Source organism: Streptomyces sp. NBC_00726 (assembly GCF_045161735.1).
Taxonomy (GTDB): domain Bacteria; phylum Actinomycetota; class Actinomycetes; order Streptomycetales; family Streptomycetaceae; genus Streptomyces.
The window spans coordinates 4,654,703-4,671,768 of sequence record NZ_CP108983.1; the positions used below are offsets into that span (position 1 = coordinate 4,654,703).

Sequence of the window (17,066 nt, forward strand, 5' to 3'; positions counted from 1 at the left end):
CCGGAGCCCACCAGCCCCTGGAGACCCCCATGGACCAGAGCCTGTCCGCCACCCTGCTGGACGACCTGTGCACCCTCGTCGGCAAGCCCCTCCCCAACCGTGCCGAGATTCGCGTCTGGGGCATGTCCGGCGTCGAACGCGTCACCTTCCCCGACGGCACCACAGCCGTTTTCAAGTACGCCAAGGAGCCCTTCGACCGCGAGGCGCAGGCCCTGCGGGCGGCATACCAGAGCGGGCTCCCGGTCCCCGCGCTCCACGCCACCGCGATGCAGGACAAGTGGCTCGGGATGCTCATGGACGACCTCGGCACCCTCGTACGGGACGCCGACGACCTCGACGGCGTCGCCGCCGCCGTCATGCTCCATGCCGCCCGCCCGGCGGGCGGTCTACCCCTCCTCGACGGGGCGGGCCTCGCGGCCCTGCCCGGCCGGGCCCTCGATCACCTCCAGCGGCTCCAGAAAGCCGACCGATGGACGGACTGCGACGACATCGAGACGGCGTTGGGGAAGATCTCCGCCGCAGCCGAGACCCGGGTCCAGGGGGCGACGCTCGACCCGTTCGGCTGGGTGCACTCCGAGTTCCACCCCACGAGCGTCCACATCGGGGAGAACGGATGGCACCTCCTCGACTTCGCACGCGCCTTCACCGGCCCCGGCCTGATCGACCTCGCCTCGTACCACGGCACCACCGACGTGCCGAGCCCTTTCCGCATGCGGGTGTTCCTGGAGCAGTACGTCACCGCAGGCGGTCATGAAGACGCCCTCGCCGCGCGGGGCGGACTGGCCGCAGAGGCATGGGCCCTGGGCTGGCACCGCATGTGGGCCGTGGAGTGGTTCATGGAGCAGGCCATCCGCTGGATCGACGACCCGGCCAAGGACCCCGCGTACATCCCGATTGTCCGTCGCCACCTGGGCGATGTGGTCCAACTCCTGGAGGTCTAGGTGCTCGCTCAGATCTCCCCCTGGTACGCCCACGCAGCCCAGCGCACAGCCGCCGCCCCCGCGCACGCCCTCACCGCACCGGCCCGAATGGAATGGAGCACCCACGCGGGCATCGGTCCCGGCGCCGAGATTCTGGGCCGGGACCTGTACGGCAAACGCGTCCTGGAGCTGGGCTGCGGCCCCGGCCACAACGTGGCCCACCTCGCGAAGCACCACCAGGCCCGCGCCACCGGCGTGGACCTGGTCGTCCTCCAGGTGCGTCGGGCCCGCTCCCACTACGGCCACATTGACGGCGCCACATTCGCTGCTGGCCACGCACTGCACCACCTGCAGGCCACCGGCCGGACCTTCGACGCGATCTACTCCGTCTTCGGTGCCGTCGGCCTCGTCGCCCCCGAGCTCCTCCTCGCTGCCATTTCCCGACGCCTGAAATCGGGCGGTGTCCTGGCGTTCTCCGTCCCTCACCCGGCGCGGGCCGGAAGACATCCATCCACGGACGACGGTCCGCGCGAGGACTACGTCACCATGCCCGACCGCACCCGACTGCCCCTCGCCCGATGGGAGTTCGATTCCCGCCGCTGGGAAGCCCACCTCTCCCGGACCGGCCTGCGCGTCACCTCGGCGTTGGAGCTGCGGCACCCGCGCCGCGACCCGTGGCCCACCACCCTCCTGATCACCGCCCGCAAACGCTGACCGAGAGAAACAACGATGCCCCTGCCCTACCTGCTCCTGGACATCGACGGCGTCCTCATCCCGTTCCCGGCCGCCGACGGCAGCACTCCGCCCACGCACGTCCGCCACACCGTCCTGCCCGCCGGCCGACACCCCGACGACCCCGTGCCCATCTGGCTCGACCCGAGCCACGGCGTCCTTCTCACCGACCTCCTGACCAGCGAACTCGTCACCCCCGTGTGGTGCACGAGCTGGCGCAAGGACGCCACCACGATCATCGGCCCTCTCCTGGGGCTGCCCGACTTCCCATACCTCGACCTGCCTCGCCCCCAGATCACCACCAGCCACCCTGACGGCTACCTCTGGAAACGCGACCACGTCGACGTCTGGCTGGCAGACGCCCCCGCCGTCTGGATCGACGACGACTTCACCGGCCTCGACCACGCCTGGGCGGCGGAGCGCACCGCCAGAGGAGCGCCGACCCTCCTCGTGCAGCCCGACCAACATCTCGGTTTGCAACCCGAGCATCTGACCGAGGTGACGAAGTGGGTCTCGCAGTCACCCACAGCCCGCGCCGTCTGACGACTGATGCCCTCGCCGCCACGAGCAGCGAGGGCATCAGGGTGTTGCTCGTGCGTGAGCCGCCTGCGGTTCGTGGCAGGCATCGGCAACGCCAATGTCGGAGTCGGCTGGAACACTGCGGCTGTGATCAACGAAACAACCCCAGACCTTCCCAACACGCCCGTCAGCTCCCTGCCACCCGCAGCACGGGCGGAGCTCGCCGGAACAGCCTGGGAAGACCTGCCACATATCTGCACGGGCCTGCACGGTGTGCCCGATACACCGGACATCCTCGGCGCCGTGCTCGCCGACGACCCGGCCCACCGAGTGCGAGCGGTTGAGGATCTGTACCAACTGCTTCTCAACGGGGCGCGGGTATTTCCGGCAACCGCCTCGGCGGCCCTGGTCCTCACTCGCCTTCTCGACGACCCGCGCACCCTCGCCGAGGACCGATGGGGGCGCAGGGCCGGCCGACGACCGCTCCGCGCCGAACTGCTGAACTGGCTGGCCTCGTTCGCTGACATCAGTCGCCTGGACATCGAGGACGGTGCCGGGGCCGCGCAGGATCTGACCGCTGCCCGTGCGGCACGGCCAGTGCTTCACGTCCGCATCGCGGAATTCTGTGATGCCAATGATCCACTGGTGAGAGAGGCCGCGCTCGCGGCCACCGCCCTGCTCCTGGCCGACCCCGCGCTCGCGCCGGCTGTCCCCCGATACGCACCCGCCGTCCGTACGGTCCTCGCTGTGAGCGCAGACTCGTACTACCGGTGGATCGCCCGGGAGCGCCTGGCAGCCTGGGGCGAGGACGTCACCGATCTCGTCGCCGCAGAGAGGGACCATCACGCGGCCCTGAACAGGGCACACGCTCTGGCGGACGACCCGTTCGGGGAGGGCCAGGAGCAGGCGATCCGCTGGTTGGAAGAGCAACCCGAGGACACTGCAGCTCCGGAACAACTCAGCCGCCGGAGTGAGGACCGGACCGCGCCACTACAGGCGGCTCCTCACGAGTCAGCACCCGAGCCGCCCATTGCCAATCCGGGGAGCGAGGCGGGGTACCTCGGCGCCTGGCGGATCGCCAGGGAAGAGGAGCGCGCCGAGTGGACGTTCACGCCGTACGTAGGAGTCGGCCCCCTGCGTTTCGGGATGACCCTGAAGGAGATCACAAGCGCCCTCGGGGAAGAACCGGTCGTCTTGTCCCACTCCAGTCACGGCGAAGACCAACAGCTCAACTACGCTGATTTCGCAGAGAGTGGGGTCAGAGCCCTCTTTGAGGGAGGCCGCCTCGGGTGTGTCGCCGTGAACGCCCTCACCGGCCCCCAGGTGAGACTGGACGCAGCCCCGCTGACCGGCTGCGCACCTTCCCACGTGGAGGACTGGCTCGTCCACCGGACAACACGGTCCGGGAGCCTGACGTACAGCCCCGCCGCCGATCCGGTCTTCCACGACCTCGGCCTGGCGATCAGGTCCCAGCGGGCCGGCGACATCGTCCTGACCCGACCGCTCTTCCTGCTCCATGACTGGCTCGACCTGTGGCACTCGCTGCCCAGCGAAGAGTGGAACTACGCCTGAAAGGGCGTGGCGAGAGCATCTGCCCAGGCCGTCAGCGGTGTCGGCTGCGCTCTTCGGGCCTCCTGACCACTGATATAGCTGAAGGGCGCGGCCTGGCGGACGTGGACGTCGTTTCGCTGGTGATGCTTCGGCTGCGAGCCGCTTGCCTCCGCCGGTTCGGCTGAGCGGTGATGCGCCAGTTGAGGACCTCGGCGGGGCGCTCGGCGCTGTCGGCCCGCCGAAGACCGCGAAGTCACGTCGGACGGTCCCCGTCGGGGAGGTCGTCACCGACGCGCTCCTCGGACACCTCGCCGCGCGCCCCTCCACGGAGTGGCTGTTCACGATGGAGGAGGGGGAGCCCCTCAACTACCGCCGCTGGAAGACCGAGTGGAACTGCGCCCGTAGGGCGCTCCAGGCGGAGGAGAGCGAGGCGGCCAAGAACGAGGGCCCGCAAGCCCGTCGAGCTGCCGCACCTGGTGACCCACGACCTGCGGCACTTCTACGCCTCCGCGCTCATCGCCGGCGACGCGAGCGTCAAGCAGGTCCAGATGGTCCTCGGCCACGCGTCCGCCGTCATCACGCTGCGGATCTACGCGCACCTGTGGCCGGGGGAAGAAGACCGCACCCGGTCCGTGATGGACGCCGTTCTCGGCGGCCTGCGGACCGGGTGCGGACAGGTAGGCGACATGACCAGCGAAACCGCAGGTCAGACGGCCTAGCCAGAGATCAAGCCTTCTTGGTCTCCCAGAAGATCTTGTCGATCTCCGCGATCAGGTCCAGCGCCTTCTGGCCGGTGGCCGGGTCGGTCGAGCCCTTGGCGGCCGAGAGGGCCTTCAGGGCGTCGTTGACCAGCTGGTGCAGCTCCGGGTACTTCTCGAAGTGCGGGGGCTTGAAGTAGTCGCTCCACAGCACCGAGACGTGGTGCTTCGCGAGCTCGGCGCGCTGCTCCTTGATGACCACGGCGCGGGCCCGGAAGTGCGGGTCCTCGTTGGCCTGGAACTTCTCCTGGACGGCCTTGACGGACTCCGCCTCGATGCGGGCCTGGGCCGGGTCGTACACGCCGCAGGGCAGGTCGCAGTGGGCGCTGACCTTCACCTTGGGGGCAAACAGGCGGGAGAGCATTGAGCTGTCCTTCCTCGTGATCGTCTTCTCAGGTGGGACATTACTCCGTGAGAAGCCCGTTTCAGCTAGTGCCCCCAGGGGCTTAGGCCAAAAGTCCGGGATGAGTGTGGGACCAGTGGCCGAATGTACGAAACCCTGTGGGGAACGGAGATGAGGGAGGTGCCGGAGGTGCCGGAGCCGGCCGATGAGCAGCCCGTGCGCGGGCTGGCGGGGCGGGTGCCGTTCCAGGTGGTGGAGGTGACGGGGCCCTCGATGGTGCCCACGCTCTATCACGGGGACTGGCTGCTCGTGCAGTACGGGGCGCCGGTGCGCCCCGGTGACGTGGTGATCCTGCGCCACCCGTTCCAGCAGGACCTGCTGGTGGTGAAGCGGGCCGTGGAGCGGCGGGCCGGGGGCTGGTGGGTGCTGGGGGACAACAGTTACGCGGGCGGGGACAGCACGGACTACGGGGCGGTGCCCGAGGAGCTGGTGCTGGCCCGGGCCCGGGCCCGGTACCGGCCGCTGACGAAGGGTCAGCGCTCGGTGCGCGGGGTGGTGACCTGGGCGGTCTCCGCACTGCGCCCGGTCTCGGCGGCCCGCTCCGTCTCCAGGCGCTTGCGGGCCCGGTAGGCCGCCACGTTCGCCCGGGTCGCGCAGCGGTCCGAGCAGTAGCGGCGGGAGCGGTTGGTCGAGGTGTCCAGATAGGCGTTGCGGCACGGCGCGGCCTCGCACAGGCCGAGCCGGTCCACGCCGTACGAGGTGAGGTGGAAGGCCAGGCCCATGGAGGCGATCGCGGCGTAGCCCGCGGTGGCGTTGGACGGGTGGTCCGCCAGATGCATGTGCCAGTCCGGCCTGCCGTCCACGTCGCGCTCCTCGTGCCCGGAGACCTGCGGGCTGACCGGGAACTCCATCAGCAGCGAGTTCAGCCGGTCCACCGCCAGCCGCTCGTCCCCGGTGTCGGCCGCCTCGAACACCGCGCGCAGCCGGGCCCGTACCGAACGGAACCGGGTCACATCCGCGTCGGTCGCCCGGCGGGCCGCCGAGCCGCTCGGGCCGAACAGGTCACGGACCGCGTCGACGGAGGTGAGGGTGTCCGTGTTCCGGGCCGGCTGCTCGGTGTTGACCAGGCGCACGGCGTAGTCCGCGTAATAGGCGAGTTCCACGAGGTGTCCTTACGGCGTCGGGCCAGGGGCGGTGCGAAGCAGGCGTAATGGGTCGCTCAGCCTACAGGGTATTACGGGCGAGGGGTGGGGTGTTCGGGAGGCCGAGGCGCCCCGAAATCACCCCGCGCGGGCCGCAACCCGCCGGGCCGGCCACCGCACTGGAAGGGTGAGACGGTCCGCGCCCGCGGGCCGGGGGAGGGACGACCGGATGCGGAGCGATGACCACGCCGCGCTGCACGCCTTCGTGGAGGACAGACGTACCGCCCTGTTCCGCAGCGCGTTCCTGCTCTGCGGCGACCGGCACGAGGCCGAGGACCTGGTCCAGACGACCCTGGTCAAGGTGGTGCTCGGCGGCCGGCGGCACGGGCGGCTCGACAACATCGAGGCGTATGCGCGGGGGACCCTGGTCAACACCTTCATCGCGGGCCGCCGCCGGTTCTGGCGCCGCGAACAGGCGTACGGGGAACTGCCCGAGCGAGCCGTCGAGGCACCCGACACCGACACCGGCCTGGCGGTACGGGCGGCGCTCGCCCGGCTCACGCCCAGGCAGCGGGCGGTGCTGGTGCTGCGCTACTGGGAGGACCTGAGCGTGGAGGCCACGGCCGAGACGCTCGGGATGCGGGAGAACACGGTCAAGAGCCACGCGGCTCGGGGGTTGGCGGCGCTGCGCGCCGAGATGGCGGAGGTATGGGTATGAACGACGTGCGTGAGCTGCTGGGGAGGGCCGCCGCCGATGCCGGACGGCCCGTCATCAGCACGGAGGCGGTCTACGCGAAGGCCGCCCGGGTCCGCCGGCAGCGGCGGGCCACGGTGTCGGGGACGGCGGTGTGCGCGGTGGCGGCGGGGGTGTTCCTGGTGCCGGGGCTCACCGGCTCCGCGCCGGCCGGCCCGCAGACCTCGTCCGTGGCCTCGTCGGACGGGTCGCCCGCCGCCACCGGGCGGGCCGCGCGGCTGACCGCGCTGCTGCCGAAGGGGGTCGGCGCGGTCGAGGAGGTGTCGTTCGCCGACATCATCAAGCACGCCTCGCCCCTGCCGCCCGAGCCGCCCAGGACCGGGCCGCTGGACGGGCAGTACGCCGTCCGGCGGGACGGCGGAGTCGGCTATCTGACCGTCGACGTCATGGACGCGAAGGCGGTGGAGAAGAAGCTCGGTGGCGGGGCGCCGGCCGTGGACCTGTGCCACCCGACGAACGGGGAGCCGGCCCCCGGCGACTGCGTCCGCGAGGAACTGTCCGGCGGCCGGGTGCTCACCATCTGGAGCGACGGCATGGACTACGGCGACGGCACCCCGCAATGGGGGCCGGAGCTGGCCGCCCGGCTCACCCTGGCGGACGGCACCCTGCTGGGCGTACGCGACAGCACCGGCTTCCAGGCCGATGTCGTCCAGGGCCCGCTGCTGAAGACCCCGCCGCTCACCCGCGCCCAGCTGCGCGCGCTGGTGCTGCGTACGGAGCTGCTGCCGGGGAAGTGACCCGGGGAAGCCGGAAGGGCGGTACGGACCACGTGGTCCGTACCGCCCTTCCCCGTAACGCCCGTAACGCCTGTAACACCCGTACCGCCTAGAGCACCTTCGACAGGAACGACTTCGTCCGGTCGTGGTGCGGATTGGTCAGGACGTCGCGCGGGTGGCCCGACTCGACCACCACGCCGTCGTCCATGAAGACCAGCGCGTCGCCGACCTCGCGGGCGAAGCCCATCTCGTGCGTGACGACGATCATCGTCATGCCGTCCTCGGCCAGGCCCCGCATCACGTCGAGCACATCACCGACCAGCTCCGGGTCGAGCGCCGACGTGGGCTCGTCGAAGAGCATCAGCTTCGGCTCCATGGCCAGCGCCCGGGCGATGGCCACCCGCTGCTGCTGCCCGCCGGAGAGCTGCGAGGGGTAGTTCCCGGCCTTGTCGCGCAGGCCGACCCGGTCGAGCAGCCGCTCGGCGCGGGCCCGGGCGACCGCCTTGGCCTCGCGGCGCACCTGGACGGGCGCCTCCATGACGTTCTCCAGCGCCGTCATGTGCGGGAACAGGTTGAAGCGCTGGAAGACCATGCCGATGTCCCGGCGCTTCAGGGCGACTTCGCTGTCCTTGAGCTCGTAGAGCTTGTCGCCCTTCTGGCGGTAGCCCACCAGCTCGCCGTCCACGTACAGCCGTCCGGCGCTGATCTGCTCCAGGTGGTTGATGCACCGCAGGAACGTCGACTTGCCGGAACCGGACGGGCCGATCAGGCAGAAGACCTCCCGCGGGGCGACCTCCAGGTCGATGCCCTTCAGGATGTGCGCGGTGCCGAAGGACTTGTGGACGCCCTCGGCCTTCACCATCGCGGTCATGCGATGCCTCCCTTCGGGCGGCCCACCGAGAGCACGGTGGCCCTCAGCTTCTGGAACGGGGTCGGCGGCAGGCTGCGGCTCGATCCACGCGCGTAGTACCGCTCCAGGTAGTACTGCCCGACGCTCAGCACCGAGGTCATGATCAGATACCAGGCGGCGGCGAGGAAGTACATCTCCACCGGCGAACCGGAACCGCTCCCGATGTCCTGGGCGTTCTTGAAGAGTTCGTAGAACTGCACCGCCGCCACCAGCGAGGTCGTCTTCAGCATGTTGATGACCTCGTTGCCCGTGGGCGGCACGATCACCCGCATGGCCTGCGGGATCACGACGCGCCGGAGGGTCTTGGCGTGGCTCATGCCCAGCGCGTGCGACGCCTCGGTCTGGCCCTCGTCCACCGAGAGCAGACCGGCCCGGCAGATCTCCGCCATGTACGCGGCCTCGTTGAGGCCGAGTCCGAGGAGCGCCGTGAGCAGCGGCGTCATGAAGCTGGACCAGTAGTCCTTGTAGATCGGCCCGAGGTTGATGTACTCGAAGACCAGACCCAGGTTGAACCACACGAACAGCTGCACCAGGACCGGGGTGCCCCGGAAGAACCAGATGTAGAACCACGAGATCGACGCGGTCACCGGGTTCTTCGACAGGCGCATGACGGCGAGCAGGACGCCGCCGACCACGCCGATCAGCATCGACAGGGCGGTGAGCAGCAGGGTCTGGCCCACACCGTCGATGATGCGGTCGTCGAAGAAGTAGTCCGGGATCGCGCCCCAGTTGATCTTGCCCTGGCTGAAGGCGTAGACGAGGGACGCGAGTACGGCGATGGCGACCAGCGCCGAGACGTACCGGCCGTAGTGCCGGACCGGGATGGCCCGGATGGCCTCCGGTGCGGGTGCCGCCGCCGTGGCGGCGGATGCGGGCGGCTCGTCGGCCGGTCCCGTCTTCTTGATGTCAGTCACGGCTGATGCCTTTCAGCGCGGGATCCGGTCAGGACCCGCCGTTCACCTTGGCCTCGGTGACCGCACCGGCCTCGACGCCCCACTTGGCGATGATCTTGTCGTACTCGCCGCTCTTGATGATCTCGTTCATGGCCGCCTCGATGGCCTGGGTGAGCTTGTCGTTGCCCTTGGCGACGGCGATGCCGTACGGGGCCGCCTCGACCTGGTCGCCGACGATCTGGAAGTCCTTGCCGCCGCCCGAGGTCTTCACGGCGTACGCGGCGACCGGGAAGTCGGAGGAAACGGCCTGGACACCGCCCGAACGGAGCCGGGTCTGGGCCTCCAGATCGGTGTCGTACGGCTCGATGCCGACCTTCTTGCCGCCGGTGCACTTCTTGGACTCGTCCTTGGCCAGGTCGTGCGAGACCGTGTTGCGCTGGACGGCGATCTTCTTGCCGCAGAGGTCGGACCAGGTCTTGATGCCCTGGTCGTCGCCCTTCTTGGTGTAGATCGAGACACCGGCGGTGAAGTAGTCCACGAAGTCGACGCCCTCGCCGACCTTCTTCTTCGTCTCCGGGTCGATGCCCTCCTGGCGCTCCTTGCTGTCCGTCATCGCCGACATCGCGACGTCGTAACGCTTGGCGCGCAGGCCGGTGACCAGGGTGTCGAAGGTGCCGTTCTCGAACTTGAACTCGACGCCCAGCACCTTGCCGAGCGCGTCGCCGAGGTCGGGGTCGATACCCACGGTCTTGCCGGACTTGTCCTTGAACTCGACCGGCGGGTAGGCGATGTCGGAGCCGACCCGGATGACGCCCTTGGACTTGATGTCCGCGGGCAGCAGGTCGGCGGGGGAGGACGTACCGGCGGAGGTGCCGGTGCCGGCCTTGGTCGACTCGGCGTCGTTGTTCTTGGTCTGGTCGCCGCAGGCGGTCAGCAGCATGGTGCCGGCGACCGCGATGGCGCCGACCGCGGCGATGCGGGTGGTCGCGGCCGTACGACGGGTGGAGCGTGCGGTCATGTTCGGGTTCCTCCGGCAGGTGGGGATGGTTCGCCAGGCGGTAATGGCACGCGGCGTCGGGTGTCGCCGCCTTGTGTGATTACGGCATGTTGCCATGCGGATTAGCCCGAACAGGGGGCCCGGCATGTCAAAATCGGATAACGGGCGATCCCCGAACCTCTTGAGGCCGGTACACCAAGGCCGGACCTTTTATGGGGTTTCCTTCTCACGGCCGGAGGATCTGCGGCGCGTCTCGCGTGCCGGACTCAGCTCCGGCACAAGGCTGACCTGTTGAAATGGCAGCCAGGTATGAGTCATGTCACGGAGCGCATATGGACTCGTCCGTGACCAGGTCCGTCCGGTAAGAAAGACCTTTACACCCCTCATCCGGGGCTCAGGGCGCGTGTGCGGCGCGCCCGCGCGTACGTATCTCCCCCTGCCGGGGCGGGCCAACCGCCAGGCGCAGGGCACGTACGCGGGTCCGCCCACCCCTCCTCAACCAGGAGTGGCCACCCTCAAACGATGAAGACTTAAGGGGTCAACACCATGGCAGCGGAGATCGTCAATCCTCGCAGCGACAGCAGTACCGACAGCACCACCGACGAGCCGTTCGATCCGGCCTTCGCGCTCCACCGGGGCGGCAAGATGGCCGTGCGGGCCACCGTCCCGATCCGGGACCGGGACGACCTGTCCCTCGCGTACACGCCGGGCGTGGCGAAGGTGTGCAGCGCGATCGCGGAGCAGCCGGAGCTCGTCCACGACTACACCTGGAAGTCGCAGGTCGTCGCCGTCGTCACGGACGGCACGGCGGTGCTCGGCCTCGGCGACATCGGTCCCGAGGCGTCCCTCCCCGTGATGGAGGGCAAGGCCATCCTCTTCAAGCAGTTCGGCGGGGTGGACGCGGTGCCGATCGCGCTCGCGACCACCGACGCGGACGAGATCGTGGAGACCGTCGTCCGGCTCGCGCCCTCCTTCGGCGGGGTCAACCTGGAGGACATCTCGGCGCCGCGCTGCTTCGAGATCGAGCGCAAGCTCCAGGAGCGGCTGGACATTCCGGTCTTCCACGACGACCAGCACGGCACGGCCGTCGTCACGCTGGCCGCCCTGCGCAACGCCGCGAAGCTGTCCGGGCGCAGCCTGGGCGACCTGCGCGCGGTGATCTCCGGCGCCGGTGCGGCCGGGGTCGCCATCGCGAAGTTCCTGCTGGAGGCGGGTCTCGGCGACGTGGCCGTCGCCGACCGCAAGGGCATCGTGAGCCGGGACCGCGAGGACCTGACCGACGTCAAGCGCGAGCTGGCGGAGCTCACCAACCGGGCGGGCATCTCCGGCCCCCTGGAGGTGGCGCTGGCCGGCGCCGACGTCTTCATCGGCGTTTCCGGCGGTACGGTGCCGGAGGCGGCGGTCGCCTCGATGGCGCCGGGCGCCTTCGTCTTCGCGATGGCCAACCCGAACCCGGAGGTCCACCCGGACATCGCCCACAAGTACGCGTCCGTCGTGGCGACGGGGCGGTCGGACTACCCGAACCAGATCAACAACGTGCTGGCCTTCCCCGGGATCTTCGCGGGGGCGCTCCAGGTGCGGGCGTCGCGGATCACGGAGGGCATGAAGATCGCGGCGGCCAACGCGCTGGCCGACGTCGTCGGCGATGAGCTGGCGGCGGATTACGTGATTCCGTCACCGTTCGACGAGCGGGTCGCTCCGGCGGTGACGGCCGCGGTGGCCGCGGCGGCACGTGCGGAGGGTGTGGCCCGGCGCTGACGTTCCCGGGGGCGCTGCCCCCGGACCCCCGCTCCTCAATCGCCGGAGGGGCTTGATCTGGCCGAGGCCACTTCAGGCCCCTCCGGCGTTCGTGCGGGCGCCCCCGGCGCGCGGTGCGGGTCACAGTCGCAGGCGGTTACGTACCGGTACGGTGACGCCTATCGTCGGCGGCATGTTCGCCGCCTACGCAGCCGCCCTGGACCCCGCCCACCCCCTCAACGGCCTCGAACTGGGCGACCGCCCAGCCCCGCGGGCTCGCCCCGGGTGGACCACCGTCGACGTCCGGGCCGCTTCCCTCAACCACCACGACCTCTGGTCCCTGCGCGGCGTCGGCCTCGCGGAGGACAAGCTGCCGATGATCCTCGGGTGCGACGCCGCCGGGATCGACCAGGACGGCAACGAGGTCGTCCTGCACTCCGTCATCGGGCAGACCGGGCACGGGGTCGGGCCGGACGAGCCCCGGTCCATCCTCACCGAGCGCTATCAGGGCACGTTCGCGGAACGGGTCACCGTTCCCACGTACAACGTGCTGCCCAAGCCCCGGGAGCTGAGCTTCGAGCAGGCCGCCTGCCTGCCGACCGCCTGGCTCACCGCGTACCGGATGCTGTTCAGCAACGCCGGGGTGCGCCCCGGGGACTCGGTGCTCGTGCAGGGCGCCGGCGGCGGGGTCGCGACCGCCGCGATCGTGCTCGGCCGGGCGGCCGGGCTGCGGGTCTACGCCACCAGCCGGGACGAGGCCAAGCGCCGGCGGGCCGTCGAGCTGGGCGCCGTCGAGGCGTTCGAGGCGGGCGCCCGGCTGCCGCACCGGGTGGACGCCGTCATCGAGACGGTCGGCGCCGCGACCTGGTCCCACTCCGTCAAGTCGCTGCGCCCCGGCGGCACGCTGGTCATCTCCGGCGCGACCAGCGGCGACCGCCCCTCGCACGCCGAGCTGACCCGGATCTTCTTCCTGGAGCTGAAGGTCGTCGGCTCGACCATGGGCTCCAAGGACGAGCTGGAGGACCTGCTCGCCTTCTGCGCCACGACCGGCGTGCGCCCCGTGATCGACGAGGTGCTGCCCCTGGACCGCGCCCGGGAGGGCTTCGAACGCCTCGCGGCGGGCGACCAGTTCGGGAAGATCGTGCTCACTGTCAACAATGGTTGACAAGGTCGAGGTGTCAATGTAAGTTGACATCATGACCGAAGCAACGGATCTCGCCGAGCGGGCGGGCGACCGCGACCCCCGGGTGGGGCTGCGGTCGGTCGCCGCGCTGCGGCGGCTGCTGGAGCAGCTGGAAGCCGTACAAGTCAGAAGCGCCCGCGCCAAGGGCTGGTCCTGGCAGGAGATCGCCGCCGAACTGGGCGTCAGCAGGCAGGCCGTGCACAAGAAGTACGGGAGGCATTGATGTTCGAGCGATTCACCAAGGAAGCCCGTGCCACGGTGACCGGCGCCGTGGACCATGCCGAGCGGACCGGGGCCGGCGCGGTCACCGGGGAACATCTGCTGCTCGCCCTGCTGGACCGGGAAGGCGGCCGGGCCGCGTTCGCGCTCACCGCGCTGGGGCTCGTGGACCGCAGGGAGTCCGTCGCCGCCGCGCTCGCCGAGGCCGGCCGGCGCGGCGGCATGAGCAGGGCCGACGCCGACGCGCTCGCGGACATCGGCATCGACCTCACCGCCGTCGTCTCGCGCATCGAGGAGGCGCACGGCGAAGGGGCCCTGCGGGGCGGCGGCGGCCGCCGCCGGGCCGGCCGCCCGTCCTTCTCCCGGGAGGCCAAGAAGACCCTGGAGAAGTCGCTGCGCGTCGCACTCGGACGCGGCGACCGCTTCATCGGCGGCGAACACCTCCTCCTGGCCCTCACCGCGAACCCCGGCCCCGTCGCGGACGTGCTCGCGGACCACGGGGTGACGTACGCCTCGGCCGGGCGCGCGCTGTACGGGAACGGAGGCGCGGACGGCGAGGCCCGCAAGGCGGGCTGACCCCGCGGGCGGCCCGCGTCCAGGCCCTAGCTCTCCCCGTCCCCCCGCAGCACCGCCCCCACCTGTGCGACCGCCGTCGCCAGGTGGTGGCGGGCCTCCGTGAGCTGGTCCTCCGTCACTCCGTGGTCTCTCGCCGCGTCGCGGATCTCGTCGCGGAAGCGGTCGAGCAGCCGGTCCAGGTCGCGGGCCGGGTCGCCCGTGCCGGCCGTGTCCCGGGCCCACTCGGTGCCGGCGGGGTCGGGCTTGGCGTGCGGCCCCCAGCTCCCCGTACGGGCGAAGCCGCCGAGCTGGCCGGTGATCTCGGCCAGGCCCTCGCGGACCCCGGCCGGCCAGTCGCCCCGGGCGAAGTGCTCCTGGACCTGGCGGGCGGCGTTCTGCATCTGCTCGCGCGCCCGGTCCTGGGCCTCCTTCGCCTGGCGGCGGGCCTGCTGGGCGTCCTGGCGGGCGCGCCGGGACTCGTCCTTGGCGCGGCGGGCCTGCTCCTTCCACTCCTGCTTGGCCCTGCGCAGCTCGTCCTTGGCGGTACGCCACGTCTCGTGGTCGCCGAACGGGTCCCTGCCGCCCGAAGCGCCGCCCGGCGTGTGGCGCGACTCGTCGGCCGCCGCCCGCATCTCGCTGCGCAGCTTGCCCGCCGCGCCGCGCACGTCGTCGCGCATCTCGGCGGCCAGCTCGGAGACCGACTCGCGGATCTCCAGCTCCAGATCGGCCAGCTCCCCGGTGCGGTCGGCCAGTTCGGCGCGGCCGGCGTCGGTGATGGAGTAGACCTTGCGGCCGCCCTCCGTGGCGTGCGTGACCAGGCCCTCCGCCTCCAGCTTGGCGAGCCGGGGGTAGACCGTGCCGGCCGAGGGGGCGTACAGGCCCTGGAAGCGCTCCTCCAGGAGGCGGATCACCTCGTAGCCGTGCCGGGGGGCCTCGTCCAGCAGCTTGAGGAGGTACAGCCGGAGCCGGCCGTGGGCGAATACGGGGGGCATGTCAGAGCACCTTCCCGGTCTGCTCGGTGTCGTACGGTTCCTCCTCGGCCGGCGGGCGGCGCAGCAGCGCGATCGACCCCGATACGGTCGTCGCCCGCAGGGTGCCCGTGCCGGGGCCCAGTGTGCCGGTGATCTTCTTCGCGCCCCACTGGCCGCTGACCCGCAGGTCGTCGAAGCCGTTGGAGACGGAACCGCTCGCCGTGTTCGCCTCCACCCGCGCGTCGGCGGGGTGCGGCAGCCGGATGGCGATCTCGCCGGAGACCGTGGTCAGCCGGATGTCCGTGGGCTTCCCGGTCGGGTCCAGATCGAGCACCATGCCGCCGCTGACGGACTCCGCCTTCACGGAGGCGCCCGCGCCCTCGACCACCGTCAGCTCGCCGGAGACCGACTTGAAGCGCAGGTCCCCGGTGACGGACTGCGCCTCGATGCTGCCCGACACCGTCTCCGCGCCGACCGGCCCGGAGAGCTTGACGAGCGTGGTGTCACCGGTGACGCCACGCACCTCCGTACGGCCCCGGACACCGGAGACGAACGCCCCGGCGCCGACCACGCCGACCTCCACCGAGGAGCCGGCGGGCACCGCGAGCGAGACGACCGCGCTGCGGCGCCACTCCTTGCGGTCGAACCACTTCAGCAGGTTCTGCCAGGCCAGATCCTCGTACGCCACGGTCAGGACGCCGTCCTCCTGCGTCACGACCAGCGGCGGGCCCTCGATGGCGGAGACCTCCAGGCGCGCGGTCGGCTCGTCGGTGCCGACCACGTTGACCGTGCCGTTGACGACGCGCACCTTCAGCGCGGTCACGGGGTCCTCGAAGGTCAGTTTCCGGGGCTCGGCGACGGCCCACGTCGAGACAGGCATGGATCTGACCTCCCGATAGCACTGACGACGCAACATATCGCGTCTCTTGAAGAACACGATATATCGCGGCTTCGGGAAGTCAAGAAAACGGACTCCGGTGCGGGTGGGCGGGGTGCGCAAAACCCCGCAAGCAGGGGCAAGGTGTCCTACGGTGTGAGGCATGGACGCGACCTCACCCGTGGGTGCCCTGCTGCTGTGCCGGACCGTGCCGGACGCCGTGCGCCCGGTCGCGCAGCTGCTCCGCGAACCGCTGCTGCTCGCGCCGGCCGGACCGGGCTGGAGCGTTCTCGTACCGGAGGGGGAGCCCTGGCAGGGCGGCCGCCGGGCCAGGGCGGGAGAGGGGGAGCGGGCCGAGCCCGTCGACCGGGTGCTGGGCGGCTGGGCCACCGCGCTCGCCGTCGGCTCCACCTGGCCGGTGCTCGCGCTGTGGTGGGACGGCGACCGGGCCGGATACACGCTGGCCTCGGGATTCCGCCGCCCCGTGGGCTACGTCTGGCTGGCGGACGGCACCCCGGCCGGTGAGGACGAGGCCATGCGTACGTTCGCCGAGCGGCTGGGGCTCGACCCCGTACTGGACGTGCAGTCGCTCGAAGCGCTCACCCGGCCCGACCCGGACGCCGACGCCCGGGCCCGGCTGCGCGGGCTGCTCGCCGTGCTCGGCCGCACCGGCCTCGCGCTGCCGGCCGGGAGCGAGCCCGGCAGCGAGGCGTGGGAAGGGGCCGAGCGCATCGAATGGCCCGGCTGGCGCGACGCGGTCAGGGTCGACCTGGGCGCGGTGGAGCACAGCCGGCTCGGACCGTGGGTGCGGGGCCCGCGGGCACGGGCCCTCGCGGGCGCCCAGCTCGCGGCCGGACTGCCGCTCGCCCTGTGGGGAGCGGCCCGGCGCAGCGGCGGCTGGGCCTTCGCCGGGGTGCTCCTGATGGCGCACGGGGCGCTGGGACTCGCGTACGACCGCGTACGCGGAGGGCACCCCGGCGGGGAGTGACCCTTACCGGGGAGTGAACCCCTACTCGTCCTCGTCCTCGTCGTCCAGACGGGCCAGCCAGGTCGCGAGGCGCTCGACCGGCACCTCGAAGTCGGGATTGAGATCGACGAACGTACGAAGCTGCTCGGCGAGCCACTCGAACGTGACCTCTTCCTCGCCTCGCCGCTTCTCCAGCTCCTCGATACCGCGGTCGGTGAAGTACATGACCGCAAGTCTAGAGGCGCCTTCGCACACCTCTGGACGCCTCCTCGCCGATCCGCCCCGCATCCGCCGACTACGCCGGTTAATCTGCGGGTAGTTG

Annotated in this window: 20 protein-coding genes and 2 pseudogenes; 13 read left to right on the forward strand and 9 right to left on the reverse strand. The window is 71.1% G+C overall.

What is annotated here, in order from left to right:
* Window positions 1-29: 29 nt before the first annotated feature.
* From OG338_RS20995 to OG338_RS21010, 4 genes are read left to right on the forward strand one after another with little or no spacing between them, the layout of a single operon-like run.
* The gene (locus OG338_RS20995; RefSeq protein WP_405938785.1) at window positions 30-941 is read left to right on the forward strand and encodes an aminoglycoside phosphotransferase family protein; all 912 of its coding nucleotides are present in this window, start codon (window positions 30-32) and stop codon (window positions 939-941) included.
* Window positions 942-1,634 (forward strand): SAM-dependent methyltransferase, encoded by a 693-nt coding sequence (locus tag OG338_RS21000; RefSeq protein ID WP_405938786.1) that lies wholly within the window; start codon window positions 942-944, stop codon window positions 1,632-1,634.
* Window positions 1,635-1,649: 15 nt separating this feature from the next.
* Window positions 1,650-2,195: an HAD domain-containing protein gene (locus tag OG338_RS21005; protein ID WP_405938787.1), complete on the forward strand. Its 546-nt coding sequence runs from the start codon at window positions 1,650-1,652 to the stop codon at window positions 2,193-2,195.
* Between the two features lie 54 nt (window positions 2,196-2,249).
* A complete protein-coding gene (locus OG338_RS21010) occupies window positions 2,250-3,743 on the forward strand; it encodes a hypothetical protein (RefSeq protein WP_405938788.1) in 1,494 nt (497 codons plus the stop codon).
* A 31-nt stretch (window positions 3,744-3,774) separates the two neighbouring features.
* Here the strand turns inward: OG338_RS21010 and OG338_RS21015 are convergent.
* Window positions 3,775-3,963 (reverse strand): annotated as a pseudogene (locus OG338_RS21015) (mobilization protein); the annotation flags it as partial.
* Here OG338_RS21015 and OG338_RS21020 point away from each other — a divergent pair.
* Window positions 3,946-4,441 (forward strand): annotated as a pseudogene (locus tag OG338_RS21020) (tyrosine-type recombinase/integrase); the annotation flags it as partial. The pseudogenes OG338_RS21015 and OG338_RS21020 sit on opposite strands and share 18 nt — an antisense overlap.
* 7 nt (window positions 4,442-4,448) lie before the next feature.
* On the opposite strand, the gene sodN reads toward OG338_RS21020, so the two are convergent.
* On the reverse strand, window positions 4,449-4,844 hold the full coding sequence (sodN, locus tag OG338_RS21025) for a superoxide dismutase, Ni (RefSeq protein WP_405938789.1): 396 nt from the start codon (window positions 4,842-4,844) through the stop codon (window positions 4,449-4,451).
* A gap of 150 nt (window positions 4,845-4,994) precedes the next feature.
* On the opposite strand from sodN, the gene sodX reads away from it, so the two are divergent.
* Window positions 4,995-5,453, forward strand: a complete 459-nt coding sequence (gene sodX / locus OG338_RS21030; protein WP_405938790.1) for a nickel-type superoxide dismutase maturation protease — start codon at window positions 4,995-4,997, stop codon at window positions 5,451-5,453.
* On the opposite strand, the gene OG338_RS21035 is transcribed toward sodX, so the two are convergent.
* Window positions 5,357-5,986 (reverse strand): CGNR zinc finger domain-containing protein, encoded by a 630-nt coding sequence (locus tag OG338_RS21035; protein ID WP_405938791.1) that lies wholly within the window; start codon window positions 5,984-5,986, stop codon window positions 5,357-5,359. The genes sodX and OG338_RS21035 overlap by 97 nt on opposite strands.
* A 208-nt stretch (window positions 5,987-6,194) precedes the next feature.
* On the opposite strand from OG338_RS21035, the gene OG338_RS21040 reads away from it, so the two are divergent.
* Entirely contained in the window at window positions 6,195-6,683 is a 489-nt protein-coding gene (locus OG338_RS21040) for a SigE family RNA polymerase sigma factor (RefSeq protein ID WP_405938792.1), read from the forward strand.
* Complete coding sequence (locus tag OG338_RS21045; protein ID WP_405938793.1) at window positions 6,680-7,456, forward strand: hypothetical protein; 777 nt, start codon at window positions 6,680-6,682, stop codon at window positions 7,454-7,456. Before OG338_RS21040 ends, OG338_RS21045 begins: the two co-directional genes overlap by 4 nt.
* Before the next feature lie 88 nt (window positions 7,457-7,544).
* Here OG338_RS21045 and OG338_RS21050 read toward each other — a convergent pair whose 3' ends face one another.
* The 3 genes from OG338_RS21050 to OG338_RS21060 are packed head-to-tail and all read right to left on the reverse strand — an operon-like array spanning window position 7,545 to window position 10,256.
* Complete coding sequence (locus tag OG338_RS21050) at window positions 7,545-8,306, reverse strand: amino acid ABC transporter ATP-binding protein (RefSeq protein WP_405938794.1); 762 nt, start codon at window positions 8,304-8,306, stop codon at window positions 7,545-7,547.
* Window positions 8,303-9,259 carry an amino acid ABC transporter permease gene (locus tag OG338_RS21055; RefSeq protein WP_405938795.1) on the reverse strand — a complete coding sequence of 319 codons (957 nt, stop codon included), beginning with the start codon at window positions 9,257-9,259 and terminating at the stop codon, window positions 8,303-8,305. Before OG338_RS21055 ends, OG338_RS21050 begins: the two co-directional genes overlap by 4 nt.
* A 28-nt stretch (window positions 9,260-9,287) precedes the next feature.
* Entirely contained in the window at window positions 9,288-10,256 is a 969-nt protein-coding gene (locus OG338_RS21060; protein ID WP_405938796.1) for an ABC transporter substrate-binding protein, read from the reverse strand.
* A 525-nt stretch (window positions 10,257-10,781) separates the two neighbouring features.
* Between OG338_RS21060 and OG338_RS21065 the strand changes: the two genes are divergently transcribed.
* The 4 genes from OG338_RS21065 (at window position 10,782) to OG338_RS21080 (ending at window position 13,950) form a co-directional block, all read left to right on the forward strand.
* Complete coding sequence (locus OG338_RS21065; protein WP_383306381.1) at window positions 10,782-11,993, forward strand: NADP-dependent malic enzyme; 1,212 nt, start codon at window positions 10,782-10,784, stop codon at window positions 11,991-11,993.
* A 172-nt stretch (window positions 11,994-12,165) separates the two neighbouring features.
* Window positions 12,166-13,137, forward strand: coding sequence for a zinc-binding dehydrogenase (locus tag OG338_RS21070; RefSeq protein ID WP_405938797.1), 972 nt, complete (start codon window positions 12,166-12,168; stop codon window positions 13,135-13,137).
* Window positions 13,138-13,168: 31 nt separating this feature from the next.
* Window positions 13,169-13,378 carry a helix-turn-helix domain-containing protein gene (locus tag OG338_RS21075; RefSeq protein ID WP_018102716.1) on the forward strand — a complete coding sequence of 70 codons (210 nt, stop codon included), beginning with the start codon at window positions 13,169-13,171 and terminating at the stop codon, window positions 13,376-13,378.
* Complete coding sequence (locus tag OG338_RS21080) at window positions 13,378-13,950, forward strand: Clp protease N-terminal domain-containing protein (protein WP_405938798.1); 573 nt, start codon at window positions 13,378-13,380, stop codon at window positions 13,948-13,950. Before OG338_RS21075 ends, OG338_RS21080 begins: the two co-directional genes overlap by 1 nt.
* A gap of 26 nt (window positions 13,951-13,976) precedes the next feature.
* Here the strand turns inward: OG338_RS21080 and OG338_RS21085 are convergent, their stop codons facing one another.
* Both OG338_RS21085 and OG338_RS21090 read right to left on the reverse strand, forming a co-directional pair.
* Complete coding sequence (locus tag OG338_RS21085) at window positions 13,977-14,921, reverse strand: helix-turn-helix transcriptional regulator (protein WP_405938799.1); 945 nt, start codon at window positions 14,919-14,921, stop codon at window positions 13,977-13,979.
* Between the two features lies 1 nt (window position 14,922).
* Window positions 14,923-15,780 carry a DUF4097 family beta strand repeat-containing protein gene (locus OG338_RS21090; protein ID WP_405938800.1) on the reverse strand — a complete coding sequence of 286 codons (858 nt, stop codon included), beginning with the start codon at window positions 15,778-15,780 and terminating at the stop codon, window positions 14,923-14,925.
* Between the two features lie 160 nt (window positions 15,781-15,940).
* Between OG338_RS21090 and OG338_RS21095 the strand changes: the two genes are divergently transcribed.
* A complete protein-coding gene (locus OG338_RS21095) occupies window positions 15,941-16,765 on the forward strand; it encodes a hypothetical protein (protein WP_405938801.1) in 825 nt (274 codons plus the stop codon).
* 21 nt (window positions 16,766-16,786) lie between these two features.
* On the opposite strand, the gene OG338_RS21100 is transcribed toward OG338_RS21095, so the two are convergent.
* Window positions 16,787-16,969 carry a DUF6104 family protein gene (locus OG338_RS21100; protein WP_003961784.1) on the reverse strand — a complete coding sequence of 61 codons (183 nt, stop codon included), beginning with the start codon at window positions 16,967-16,969 and terminating at the stop codon, window positions 16,787-16,789.
* Between the last annotated feature and the right edge of the window lie 97 nt (window positions 16,970-17,066).

Bases quoted from the DNA above. Each gene is read 5' to 3' on its own strand.
- OG338_RS20995 (WP_405938785.1), top strand. From the start codon at position 30: ATGGACCAGAGCCTGTCCGCCACCCTGCTGGACGACCTGTGCACCCTC.
- OG338_RS21005 (WP_405938787.1), top strand. From the start codon at position 1,650: ATGCCCCTGCCCTACCTGCTCCTGGACATCGACGGCGTCCTCATCCCG.
- sodN (WP_405938789.1), bottom strand. From the start codon at position 4,844: ATGCTCTCCCGCCTGTTTGCCCCCAAGGTGAAGGTCAGCGCCCACTGC.
- sodX (WP_405938790.1), top strand. From the start codon at position 4,995: ATGAGGGAGGTGCCGGAGGTGCCGGAGCCGGCCGATGAGCAGCCCGTG.
- OG338_RS21040 (WP_405938792.1), top strand. From the start codon at position 6,195: ATGCGGAGCGATGACCACGCCGCGCTGCACGCCTTCGTGGAGGACAGA.
- OG338_RS21045 (WP_405938793.1), top strand. From the start codon at position 6,680: ATGAACGACGTGCGTGAGCTGCTGGGGAGGGCCGCCGCCGATGCCGGA.
- OG338_RS21050 (WP_405938794.1), bottom strand. From the start codon at position 8,306: ATGACCGCGATGGTGAAGGCCGAGGGCGTCCACAAGTCCTTCGGCACC.
- OG338_RS21060 (WP_405938796.1), bottom strand. From the start codon at position 10,256: ATGACCGCACGCTCCACCCGTCGTACGGCCGCGACCACCCGCATCGCC.
- OG338_RS21065 (WP_383306381.1), top strand. From the start codon at position 10,782: ATGGCAGCGGAGATCGTCAATCCTCGCAGCGACAGCAGTACCGACAGC.
- OG338_RS21070 (WP_405938797.1), top strand. From the start codon at position 12,166: ATGTTCGCCGCCTACGCAGCCGCCCTGGACCCCGCCCACCCCCTCAAC.
- OG338_RS21075 (WP_018102716.1), top strand. From the start codon at position 13,169: ATGACCGAAGCAACGGATCTCGCCGAGCGGGCGGGCGACCGCGACCCC.
- OG338_RS21080 (WP_405938798.1), top strand. From the start codon at position 13,378: ATGTTCGAGCGATTCACCAAGGAAGCCCGTGCCACGGTGACCGGCGCC.
- OG338_RS21085 (WP_405938799.1), bottom strand. From the start codon at position 14,921: ATGCCCCCCGTATTCGCCCACGGCCGGCTCCGGCTGTACCTCCTCAAG.
- OG338_RS21090 (WP_405938800.1), bottom strand. From the start codon at position 15,780: ATGCCTGTCTCGACGTGGGCCGTCGCCGAGCCCCGGAAACTGACCTTC.
- OG338_RS21095 (WP_405938801.1), top strand. From the start codon at position 15,941: ATGGACGCGACCTCACCCGTGGGTGCCCTGCTGCTGTGCCGGACCGTG.
- OG338_RS21100 (WP_003961784.1), bottom strand. From the start codon at position 16,969: ATGTACTTCACCGACCGCGGTATCGAGGAGCTGGAGAAGCGGCGAGGC.